We start from the raw sequence: 11,236 nt of genomic DNA on the forward strand, positions 1-11,236 counted from the left end.
ATAAAGCAGAAGGCCTCCCTTACTTGATGTAGGGGAGGCCTTCTGCTTTATGGCTTTAAAAATAAAGGTAGTTAGGCCACCTTTAATTGCTTGATCGCTGATTTCTCAAACTTCTCGCGGGCGTAATCCAAAGTGATGACCAGGTCAATATTGCCTTCCTGCTCTTCGGAGGGGAGGTCAAACATGGCGTCGGTCATAATGCCTTCACAGATAGAACGGAGGCCACGGGCGCCCAACTTGTACTCAGAGGCTTTCTCCACAATGTATTCCAGGGTCTCTTCTGCAAACTCCAGGTTGATGTTCTCCATCTCAAACAGGCGCTTGTACTGTTTCACCAGGGAGTTTTTAGGCTCCGTCAAAATTAGGCGCAGCGTTTCTTTGTCTAATGGGTTCAGGTGGGTAACCACGGGCAGACGTCCAATCAATTCAGGTATCAACCCGAAGGACTTTAGATCCTGGGAAGTAATGTAACGCAGGAAGTTCTCCGTATCTACCTTGTCTTCCAGGGAAGTTTTAGAGAACCCGATAGGTTTGGTGTTCAGGCGGCTTTTGATCAGGCGGTCAATGCCCACGAAGGCCCCACCGCAGATGAAGAGAATGTTCTCAGTGTTCACGGAGATCATTTTCTGCTCTGGGTGCTTGCGTCCGCCCTGTGGGGGAACGTTCACAGAAGTACCTTCCAGTAATTTAAGCAAGGCCTGCTGCACGCCTTCGCCGCTCACATCACGGGTAATAGAAGGGTTGTCGCTCTTGCGGGCAATTTTGTCAATCTCGTCAATGTATACAATACCGCGTTCAGCGGCCTCTACGTTGTAGTCAGCGGCTTGCAGAAGGCGGGTCAGGATGCTTTCCACGTCTTCACCCACATAACCGGCCTCGGTGAGCACGGTGGCATCTGCAATACAGAAGGGTACCTGCAGGGTGCCGGCCAGCATACGGGCCAGGAAGGTTTTTCCGGTTCCGGTTTCGCCTACCATGATAATGTTTGATTTCTCAATCACTACGTCATCCGTTTTAGGCTTCTGCATGAGGCGCTTGTAGTGGTTGTACACCGCTACAGACATCACTTTTTTGGCTTCGTCCTGGCCCACTACAAACTGGTCAAGGTAGATTTTCATCTCCCGCGGCTTCATGAGATTGAACTTGGGCGTGCGGTTATTGGCACGCAGGCGGTTCTCCTCATTTAAAATCTGCTGGGCCTGTCCAATGCAGCGCTCACAAATGTGCGCGTTAATGCCTGAGATCATCACAGACACTTCTTTCTTATTCTTGCCGCAAAAGGAGCACGTAATTTCTGCCATAAACCAAATAGTGGGGTGTAGAGGTGCCACCTGAAAAAGCGGTGACTACGACAAAGTTACAAAATAGGTTAAGCACTACGCCAAAATATTTTTCTACAATTTAGAAACAGACGTTAGGAAGTCTTTGTGCAAGAGAGGTTTATAAAATATAGCATATGTTGTATCTGATTGAGGAAGAACCGAGTGCAAGGGGATATGGCCCCTAATGCCAGGGTTTGGCCTATCCTTACCCGGTAAAATTATTTTTAACTGCCATACCATCTGTTTCTGTTTTAAGGGTCTTTTTTAGAAAACAGCCTTAAAACGGTAGCGGTTCCTTTCACGGTTGTTACAAGTAATATCACAAAAAAAGGCCTGCATTTCTGCAGGCCTTTTTTTGTGATATTATCTTTAATTAGAAGCTTTATTACGCTTTATGGCGGGTTAATACTTCATCTATCAGGCCATATTCCTTGGCTTCCTGGGCAATCATCCAGTAGTCACGGTCACTGTCTTTGTAAACTTCCTCATACGGCTTGCCGCTGTGGCTGGCGATGATCTCATAGAGCTCTTTCTTCAGCTTGAGGATCTCACGGGCCGTGATCTCAATGTCAGAGGCCTGGCCTTGGGTACCGCCCATAGGCTGGTGAATCATGACGCGGGCGTGGGGTAGGGCAGAGCGCTTGTCTTTGGCGCCGCCGCATAGCAATACCGCACCCATAGAGGCGGCCAGGCCGGTACATATAGTGGCCACATCTGGCTGCACGTACTGCATGGTGTCATAGATACCCAAACCGGCATATACCGAGCCGCCCGGGCTGTTAATGTACAGCAGAATGTCCTTCTTGGAGTCTACGCTTTCCAGGAACAGCAACTGCGCGGTAATAATGTTGGCGATATAGTCATCTACCTGCGTGCCCAGGAAAATGATGCGGTCTACCATTAAACGGGAGAACACGTCAATCTCACGGAAATTAGTAGGGCGTTCCTCAATCACGGAACGGGTCATGCTGGTAGGCTGCATCAAAGTGGTGCTTTCCAGATGGGTAAGGTATTGGTCAACGCCAAGGCCATTCATGCCAAGGCCTTTCACGGCAAATTTTCTGAATTCGTCTTTGTTGTACATAAGGGTTCTGTTTAGATGCCTTAACTTAAAAAGAAACGCGTTGGTTACAAGAAATTAACCAGAAGCGGCAAACAGGGTTCACCTGTTTCTGGGGTGTTTTTCTAAAATCAGGCCAAAAGTAGAAAGCAGGTATTATCTGCCATTATGGCTGCCTTCTGTTTCAGGATACGGCTGCCCGGTTGCTGGACCTGGTATGGGTTTCAAGATATAAGTTATCTGAACGGCAGCAAAACTAAAATTCCCTTTTTGCCGCCTTTGTTGGTAATACCGGGGGCCAGTCAACCAAATACCGGGAGGCAGTAGAGTTTGCTGACAGGAACACGTCTAGAACAGGCATCCTTGCCAGACTGGAAACAGAAACCCTCCTAAAGCAGAAAAGTCCTTACCAACCGGCAAGGACTTTTCTGTGATAGAAACTCTGGATGGAATTAGCCAACCAGGGTACGGAATTCCTCAGCGGTAACGTCTTTCTCCGTTACGGTGATTTTGTCTTTCACAAATTCCAACACACGCTCAGCTACTAAGGCCTCGTACTCGTTCACGAAGTTACGGCCGTTGTTTTGCTTTAAGTGATTATCCAGGAAGTTGTTGAACGTATCTTGCATCTCCTCAGGAACCTCTGGCATGTTGAACTGGGCCATCATTTTCTGGCGGGCACTGTTCACTACGTCTTCGTTGCTTACCTTGATGTCATTCTCCTCCACCACTTTGTTGCGGATCATAGACCACTTCAGTTCTTTCACATATTGGTCATAGAACTCGTCAATCTGCTCAGGCGTGATTTTGCCTTCGTTGGTAACGGTCAACCAGCGCTTGAAGAACTCGTTAGGGATCTCGATAGAGGTGCTTTCTACAATCTGGTCAATGATGGCGCGGTCTAGGGCGTTCTCAGCCTCACGCTCATAATTCTCCTTTATCACCTCGCGTACTTTGGCGTCAAACTCCTCCTGAGAAGTAACAGCGTCTTTCCCGAAGATTTTGTCAAAGAACTCCTGGTCCATCTCAGCGTTCTCAGTGCGGTTGATTTTCTCTACCACAAAAGTGAACTGACCATTCAGGTCTTTGGTCACGTCTTTGCTCAGGCCGGTTACGTGGGCTAAAGCGGCGTCATCACCAAAGGCTTCTCTAATGTCAAAAGTGATGGTGTCACCAGGTTTCACGCCTACAAATTTGTCAGCGCCGGCTACCACTTTGTTCAAAGGCAAAAGGGTTTTGGTTTCAAACTCGCCTTCTACTTGCTTCAGGTCACCGTACAGGTAATCATTGGCCTCAGAAACCTCTGGGTTGGTGGTTTTGCCAAACTGGCGCTGCATCTGCTCATAAGCTTCGTCAACGGTGGTTTGGTCTACGTCAATGTTGTATTTGTCTACAGAGACTTCGCCAAGGCCCAACTCAAAGTCTGGCAGCAAACCCACAGAGTAGCTGAACTCAAACTCTTTCTGGGTATCCCAGTCAATGCCGTTCTCGTCCTGACGGTCAGGAAGCGGCTCGCCTAAGATGCGCAGGTTGTTTTCCTTGATGTAGTTGTTGACAGACTCATGCAGGAGTTGGTTGATGGAGTCAACCAAGATGCCTTTGCCATACATTTTACGGATCAAACCAGCCGGAACCTTACCGGGGCGGAAACCTTTGATATTGGCTTTCTTGCTGTAATCTTTGATTTGCTCGTCTACACGGGCAGCGTAGTCAGCCTCTTGTAGGCTAACTTTTAGGCTGGCATTCTGGCCATCGGTTTGATTCAGGGTGATATTCAAAGCTATCAGTATTTAAGTTATGCGACCTTGTAAAATTGAAAAAACCCCCAACCCCGGTTGGGATTGAGGGTTTCACTTGTGCGGATGGAGGGACTCGAACCCCCATGCCTCGCAGCGCTAGATCCTAAGTCTAGTGCGTCTACCAATTTCGCCACATCCGCGTTTGTTGTGTTCCGTAATGGTGCTGCAAATGTAGCAAACTCTTTTTTGTTAATGCAACTTCCTTTCGTTTTTTTTGTTGAAATTTATAAAAAGAGGTCAGAAACGTATGGGCCCTTGCCTTACCACGGATTTTGATTACCTACCCGTATGATTGACCACGAAGCTGAGCGGAAAGAGATACTGCGTCATTATAGAAAGTTGCTGCGCCATGCCAAGCCCTTCTTAAAAGACAATGACGCCAAGATCATTAAAAAAGCCTTTAATACATCTTTAGAGGCTCATAAAGACATGCGCCGTAAATCCGGCGAGCCCTACATCCTGCACCCGTTGGCGGTGGCCCAGATTGCGGTAGAAGAGATTGGCCTGGGAACTACCTCTATTGTGGCGGCCCTGCTGCATGACGTGGTGGAAGACACCGACCTGGAGATCGCAGATATTGAGAGGGACTTCGGGCCCAAGGTGGCCAAGATCATTGAAGGGCTCACCAAGATCTCCGGGGTGTTTGAGTACGGCACTTCCCAGCAGGCTGAGAACTTCAGAAAGATGCTGCTCACGCTCTCAGATGACGTGCGCGTAATCCTTATCAAGCTAGCTGACCGTTTGCACAACATGCGGACCTTAGGCAGCATGGCCCGTGACAAGCAGCTCAAGATTGCCTCTGAGACCATGTACCTGTACGCGCCCTTGGCACACCGCCTGGGTTTGTATGCCATAAAGTCTGAGCTGGAAGACCTGCACCTCAAGTACACAGATACTGAGACCTACAAATTCATTTCCAATAAAATACGGCAGACCAAGAGCGCCCGTAACAAGTTCATCTCAGATTTTATTGGCCCAATTGAAGACGAACTTCGCCGGCAGGGCTTCACCGATTTTGAGGTAAAGGGACGGCCCAAGTCCATCTATTCCATCTTAAAAAAGATGAAGAAGCAGAATGTGACCTTTGAGGAAATCTATGACCTGTTTGCCATCAGAATTATCCTGAACGTGCCCTATGAGCAGGAAAAACCCGCTTGTTGGCGCGTTTATTCCATTGTGACGGACTTTTACCAACCCAACCCAGACCGCCTGCGCGACTGGATCAGTACCCCCAAGGCCAATGGCTATGAGGCGCTGCATACCACCGTGATGAGCAAGGCCGGGCAATGGGTAGAGGTACAGATCAGGACCAAGCGCATGGATGATATTGCCGAGCGCGGTTACGCTGCCCACTGGAAATACAAGGCCGGTGCCCCCAGCGCCGCAGAGTCTGGCCTGGATAACTGGATCAACAAGGTGCGGGACATGCTGGACGTGAACAACACCAACGCCATTGAGTTTCTGGATGAGTTCAGGACCAACCTGTTTGTGGAGGAGGTCTTTGTCTTTACGCCCAAAGGGGAGTTGATTATTCTGCCAGACCGCGCCACCGCCCTGGATTTCGCCTTTGAAATCCATACCCAGATTGGGTACCAATGCCTGGGGGCCAAGGTGAACCAGAAGCTGGTGCCCTTGAGCTTTAGGCTGCACAACGGGGACCAGGTAGAGATTTTGACCTCCCAGAAGCAGAAACCCACCGGTGAGTGGCTGAAGTTTGTGACCACTTCTAAGGCCCGTTCCAAGATAAAAGAGTTTTTGCGTGAAGAGCGCAAAGGCAAAGCCGAAGAAGGGAAATTACTGGTGGAGGAACGCCTAAACCATCTGGCCATTGAACCCTCTGCCGGCAACCTGAACCGCTTGGCTGCTTATTTCAACGTACCTTCGGTGCAGGACTTCTATTATAGGGTGGCCGTTGGCCTGCTGGACCTGAAAGAAATTAAAGAGTATATCTTTAACCCCCATAGTGAGAAGTATAAGCCAGCCTCTATCCTGGAAGGCTCTTCTTTTGACAAAAAGGTAGAGAAGATTAGGGGCATAAGCTCTCAGCTGTTAGTGATTGGAGGCGGCACAGACAAGATTGACTATACCCTGGCCAATTGCTGCAACCCTATTCCCGGTGATGACGTGTTCGGCTTCCAGACCGAAGACCAGGGCATCACCATTCACCGCACCACCTGCCCCAAAGCCGTGGAACTGATGTCTAACTACGGGCACCGCATTGTAAAGGCCAAGTGGACCGAGCAGCAGGAGCTTTCCTTCCTGGCCGGGATCAGCATTAAGGGCACAGACCGGGTTGGGTTGGTGAATGACGTGACCAAGATCATCTCCAACTCCTTAAAGGTGAACATGCGCTCCATAACCATAGACTCCCATGACGGGGTATTTGAAGGAAGACTTATGGTCTTTGTGAATGACACGTCCCAACTGGAAAAGCTGATTCAGCGGTTATCTAAAGTAAGTGGCTTGCTAAGTGTAGATAGATTTGACTCTTAGTCCCTGTTAATTAGTCGGGGGCGTTTTGGGCCTGTTTTTCAAAAAACAGGCTCAAAACGCCCCCGACTAATTTCTTTCCTTACAGGTGAAAACTGCTGGTTATTTTTTGCCGAAGGGAACGGTCAGTCCCAGGAAGGGCAAGGCAAAAAAGCCATCGGCTCCTATGGGGCTAAAGAGCCCGAAGTCAATCCCTACTCGTTTCACAATCCGGCGCCCTCCTATAGATAATAGGCCAACGGAGCCGTCATCAAGTCCTATATAATAGTTCTCTGTGATAAGATACCCGCGGGGCCCTGTCCTGAACAAGCCACTAAAAGTAATGGCAGGGGTAGTGGCCCAATCCCCATCGGCGTAGCCATAGCCCAGACCAATGGTCGCGTTTCTGTCTCTTGAGCCAAACGTAGTCAGGCCGTACGCAATCCCAAATGAGCTTTGCTCTCCAATGACGGTTCCAATCAAAGCGCCGGCCCCTACATTAAATTTGTCTTTGACCACGGGTACAGACACCTTAGGCAGCAGCCAGACGGGGCTAGACGCTCCGCCAAATAAAAAAAGCGGTACCAACCCGGCTCCCAAAGAAAAATTATCCGTGATCCCAACACTGGCCTGATTCACCAGAAGCATGGTATTCTGATAATACCCTTCCCCTTTTTTCAACCCAAAAGCATTGGGCGCGAAGAAATACCGGGTGGCCTGCGGATTATCAAACCATAGCTTGCCGTCTTTTAGTTTAGTAGAGTCATAGGGTGTCATGAGTTTGATGTCTTCGGTTTTGATAGACAGCACTCCCAGGTTTTGCGTCTTCAGGCGCAGTATCCCGCCTTCCTGGCTTTCAATGGTACCAATGAACTCATTTCCATCTTTCATTTCTACTCTATATATAAGAGCGGTGTCTTGCTGCACTGTTTGGGCATGTCCTTGGTGGGTGACCAGGAGAAGTTGCAGGGCCAGGGGCAGAAAGAAGAGAAGTAGGTTTTTTTTCATGCACGTTGCAGTTTAAGCTAAGGTTAAAGGGTCCTTTATAGATATATAACACGTTGCGGTAAGAAGGATGGGGCAAAGGTGCTTTCTTGCCCTTGGCACTTCTTTGGTGCAGGCTTTTAGACCTGGTAGATAGAAAAGGTAGGGGGAGATCTTCGTATCTAATATTAATAAGAAAAACTGGTTTTAAGACAAAGAGATGGGTAGTATTTCATCTGCGAACATCTGGTTACAGAAGCTGTTTGTCTATAGTGGGAACCTAGTTACTTATTTGGTCCCGCTTTCTATGAATTAAATGAGGCCCTTATCCCGTTATAGGGTTTGGGATATGGGTAAACGCCACAAAAGAGTTGGTTTTGGCTTAGCCAAAGCAGCATAAACCTTTATTGAAAGGCAGTTCATGAATATCCTTTTCACATGGTTTTAGCATTCCAGTTTAAAACTGTTAAGTTTGCAGCAGAAGAAGGTTTATGGCACTAGATGAAGTGAAGTTTCTGGAGGTGAAGAAAATATTCACCGCCTATTTAGAAAGCAAAGGCCTCCGGAAAACGCCGGAGCGATATGCAATCTTAGAGGAGATCTATACCCGCACCGGCCACTTTGACGTGGAGTCTTTGTATATCAGTATGAAAAACAAAAACTACCAGGTAAGTCGGGCCACTGTTTACAATACCCTGGATTTACTGGTAGAAAATGACCTGGTAAGCAAACACCAGTTTGGGCGTAACCTGGCGCAGTATGAGAAATCCTATGGCCGCCGGCAACATGACCACGTTATCTGTACAGAGTGCCACAAGGTAGTAGAGTTCTGTGACCCCCGGGTGCACAACATACAAACCATGGTTGGGGAGCTGTTGAATTTTAATATTCTACACCACTCCTTAAATTTGTACGGTATCTGCGGCGACTGCCAGGCTAAATTAAACGCTCCTATCCATGAAAATTGAACATTCAATAGAGAATAACATCTTATTTATAAGGTTAGAGGGTGACATGATTGGCGGGCCTGAAACCCAGAAGCTCATGGACCTGGCCAATAACACCATTGATGACTCTTTGCTGTTGGCAGCTGTTGACCTGTCCAGTGTTCGTTTTATCAATAGTACTGGTATTGGGGTGTTGGTTTCGCTTCTTACTAAATTCAGAAACAGGGGAGGGGAACTCCTCCTTATCAATCCTTCTGAGCACATTCGTAAATTATTAATAATCACCAAACTGAATGCCATCTTCACCATTGCCGAAGATTCAACCAATGCCATTCAGCTTCTTAAAGAATCACTTTAAATGCCAGTTGACATTCTAGTAGGCCTCCAGTGGGGCGATGAGGGAAAAGGGAAAATAGTTGATGTACTTGCTCCCCAATATGACGTGGTAGCCCGTTTCCAGGGTGGCCCAAATGCAGGACACACCCTTGAGTTTGAAGGAACCAAGCATGTGCTACATCAAATCCCTTCCGGCATTTTCCATGAGCATATCACTAATATTATAGGGAACGGGGTAGTTTTAGACCCAATCGTTTTCCGGACCGAAGTAGAAAAGCTTCTGGCCCGTGGGGTAGATGTGGCCAAGAACCTGTTTATCTCTAAAAAAGCCCAGCTGATTTTGCCTTCGCACAAAAGCCTTGACAGAATTTCTGAAGAAGCCCTGGGCTTAATGAAAATAGGTTCTACCCAAAAAGGGATAGGGCCGGCTTACCAAGATAAGATAGGCCGTAGCGGTTTGAGGGTAGGGGACTTGCTTACTCCAGATTTCAAGGAGCGTTATCAGGCCACCGTGGCTAAGCACCAGAAGATAGCTTCCTTTTATCAGAAGTCATTAGATATAGAGGAACAGGAGAAAGACTTCTTCAGCGCCATTGAGTTCCTGCGTACATTTAAGTTGGTTGATTCTGAATACATGATCAACCAGGCTATAAAAGACGGCAAGAAGATTTTGGCCGAAGGTGCGCAAGGGTCTCTTCTTGATATAGACTTCGGGACTTACCCATTTGTTACCTCCTCTAATACTTTGGTTGCCGGGGCTTGTACCGGGTTGGGTATCGCTCCCCGCCACATTGGGGAAGTCTATGGAATCTTTAAGGCATATTGTACCCGCGTAGGCAGCGGCCCGTTCCCCACTGAACTACATGATGAGGTAGGAGAGAGAATACGGCAAGCCGGAAGAGAGTTCGGGTCCACCACAGGGCGCCCGCGCCGTTGTGGTTGGATAGACTTACCTACCTTGAAATATGCCATCATGTTAAATGGGGTAACTCAATTGAACATGATGAAGGCAGATGTCTTAGATGAATTCGAGGAAATCAATATCTGCACCCATTATAAGTTACCAGACGGAACAGTAACTGACCAGATACCTCATGAATTGGATAAGGCAGGAATAACCCCGGTTTATATAACAATGAAAGGGTGGGGGCAAGAATTGAGAGAATTTGAAAGCTACCAGGAGTTGCCTTCAGCTGTCCTAGAATATGTAGCTTACCTAGAAGAGCAATTAGGAGTAAGCGTTAATATTATAAGTGTAGGCCCAGATAGGAAAAGCACATTGGTTAAATAAGAATTGGAAAACCAATTAAAAGAGGGAGTGAAGACAATTGGATCTTCGCTCCCTCTTTTTTTATATATAGTTGACAAACGGAACTTGTTGTATTTCATAAGGATTAGCTAAAAGCGCCAAGGGTTGATTAGCAATACCAATGGGTAAGTAATATAAAAGGCCTTGCAGATGAAAAACCTTTGCGTACCTTTGTATCCGCTTCTGACAGGGAGGCTTGCTCATAAAGGCAATACCCTTTAAGAAACTAAAAGAAAATCTTGTTTAGTGCGTTGTAGAAACGGAAACGTTGCTTACCTTTGCACTCCCTTCCAGCGAGGGGCCTAGAACGCCAGCAGGGCGGAAAGGAAAGAGAAAAAAAAGTCAGCCACAGGTATTGCGGAAACGGAAACGTTCCTTACCTTTGCACTCCCTTTCGAGAGGAGGTCCTCGAAGCCGGCAGGGCGGAGAGGGAAAGAAAAAAAAGTTTCCCGAAGCGCTTGCAGGAAGAGAACTTGTTCTTACCTTTGCAGCCCCTTCCGAAAGGAAGCCTTGGTTACTGACAGAGCGGCCAAGGGAAGGAAAAAAAAGTTTTGAAAAAAAGCTTGCCAAGAGAGAAAGTCTTCTTACCTTTGCAGCCGCTTCCACAGCGAAGCACCCCGGTCGAAAGGATCGGGAAAAATAAAAAGAGAAAAAAAGTTGCCTGGGGCATTGGAAACGCGGATTTTGTTTCTACCTTTGCAGCCCCTTCCAACGGGAAGGGAACGGTAAGAGAGGCTTACCGCTAGTCACCAACGACAGGTTGGTGGGAGGTTCTTTGAGTGAATGGGAAAGATAGGAAAACAAGACAGATAGCAATATTTGTCTAGGAAAAGCAACAGCGTATCGGCGGTCGATGTCTTTACAAAATCGACTGTCTTTATTAATTATTAATTGAGACCAGTCAAACGAATCTACTACAATGGAGAGTTTGATCCTGGCTCAGGATGAACGCTAGCGGCAGGCCTAATACATGCAAGTCGAACGCAGGTAGCAATACCTGAGTGGCGCAC

The 11,236-nt window shown here is 47.6% G+C and carries 8 protein-coding genes, 1 tRNA gene and 1 rRNA gene; 5 read left to right on the forward strand and 5 right to left on the reverse strand.

From position 1 onward, the window contains the following. Positions 1-71: 71 nt before the first annotated feature. The 4 genes from clpX to ACYVJQ_RS18560 all read right to left on the reverse strand — a co-directional run bounded on the left by clpX (position 72) and on the right by ACYVJQ_RS18560 (position 4,321). On the reverse strand, positions 72-1,301 hold the full coding sequence (gene clpX, locus ACYVJQ_RS18545) for an ATP-dependent Clp protease ATP-binding subunit ClpX (protein ID WP_460894610.1): 1,230 nt from the start codon (positions 1,299-1,301) through the stop codon (positions 72-74). 406 nt (positions 1,302-1,707) lie between these two features. Then, positions 1,708-2,406 (reverse strand): ATP-dependent Clp endopeptidase proteolytic subunit ClpP, encoded by a 699-nt coding sequence (clpP, locus tag ACYVJQ_RS18550; RefSeq protein WP_460894611.1) that lies wholly within the window; start codon positions 2,404-2,406, stop codon positions 1,708-1,710. A gap of 428 nt (positions 2,407-2,834) precedes the next feature. After that, the gene (gene tig, locus ACYVJQ_RS18555) at positions 2,835-4,160 is read right to left on the reverse strand and encodes a trigger factor (protein WP_460894612.1); all 1,326 of its coding nucleotides are present in this window, start codon (positions 4,158-4,160) and stop codon (positions 2,835-2,837) included. Positions 4,161-4,239: 79 nt separating this feature from the next. Continuing rightward, positions 4,240-4,321 (reverse strand) — tRNA-Leu (locus tag ACYVJQ_RS18560). A gap of 148 nt (positions 4,322-4,469) precedes the next feature. Between ACYVJQ_RS18560 and ACYVJQ_RS18565 the strand changes: the two genes are divergently transcribed. Then, on the forward strand, positions 4,470-6,674 hold the full coding sequence (locus ACYVJQ_RS18565; RefSeq protein WP_460894613.1) for a RelA/SpoT family protein: 2,205 nt from the start codon (positions 4,470-4,472) through the stop codon (positions 6,672-6,674). 99 nt (positions 6,675-6,773) lie between these two features. Here the strand turns inward: ACYVJQ_RS18565 and ACYVJQ_RS18570 are convergent, their stop codons facing one another. Continuing rightward, on the reverse strand, positions 6,774-7,658 hold the full coding sequence (locus tag ACYVJQ_RS18570; protein WP_460894614.1) for a hypothetical protein: 885 nt from the start codon (positions 7,656-7,658) through the stop codon (positions 6,774-6,776). 467 nt (positions 7,659-8,125) lie between these two features. Between ACYVJQ_RS18570 and ACYVJQ_RS18575 the strand changes: the two genes are divergently transcribed. From ACYVJQ_RS18575 to ACYVJQ_RS18590, 4 genes are all read left to right on the forward strand, one after another. Further along, positions 8,126-8,602, forward strand: coding sequence for a Fur family transcriptional regulator (locus tag ACYVJQ_RS18575; RefSeq protein WP_460894615.1), 477 nt, complete (start codon positions 8,126-8,128; stop codon positions 8,600-8,602). Further along, positions 8,592-8,939, forward strand: coding sequence for an STAS domain-containing protein (locus tag ACYVJQ_RS18580; RefSeq protein WP_460894616.1), 348 nt, complete (start codon positions 8,592-8,594; stop codon positions 8,937-8,939). Before ACYVJQ_RS18575 ends, ACYVJQ_RS18580 begins: the two co-directional genes overlap by 11 nt. Next, entirely contained in the window at positions 8,940-10,208 is a 1,269-nt protein-coding gene (locus ACYVJQ_RS18585) for an adenylosuccinate synthase (protein WP_460894617.1), read from the forward strand. A gap of 934 nt (positions 10,209-11,142) precedes the next feature. Beyond that, positions 11,143-11,236 (forward strand): 16S ribosomal RNA (locus tag ACYVJQ_RS18590); the annotation flags it as partial.

It is taken from the genome of Rufibacter soli, assembly GCF_054781795.1.

Excerpts from the sequence above, each read along its gene's own strand:
- clpP (WP_460894611.1), bottom strand. The coding sequence starts at position 2,406 with ATGTACAACAAAGACGAATTCAGAAAATTTGCCGTGAAAGGCCTTGGC.
- ACYVJQ_RS18565 (WP_460894613.1), top strand. The coding sequence starts at position 4,470 with ATGATTGACCACGAAGCTGAGCGGAAAGAGATACTGCGTCATTATAGA.
- ACYVJQ_RS18580 (WP_460894616.1), top strand. The coding sequence starts at position 8,592 with ATGAAAATTGAACATTCAATAGAGAATAACATCTTATTTATAAGGTTA.
- ACYVJQ_RS18570 (WP_460894614.1), bottom strand. The coding sequence starts at position 7,658 with ATGAAAAAAAACCTACTTCTCTTCTTTCTGCCCCTGGCCCTGCAACTT.
- ACYVJQ_RS18575 (WP_460894615.1), top strand. The coding sequence starts at position 8,126 with ATGGCACTAGATGAAGTGAAGTTTCTGGAGGTGAAGAAAATATTCACC.
- ACYVJQ_RS18585 (WP_460894617.1), top strand. The coding sequence starts at position 8,940 with ATGCCAGTTGACATTCTAGTAGGCCTCCAGTGGGGCGATGAGGGAAAA.
- clpX (WP_460894610.1), bottom strand. The coding sequence starts at position 1,301 with ATGGCAGAAATTACGTGCTCCTTTTGCGGCAAGAATAAGAAAGAAGTG.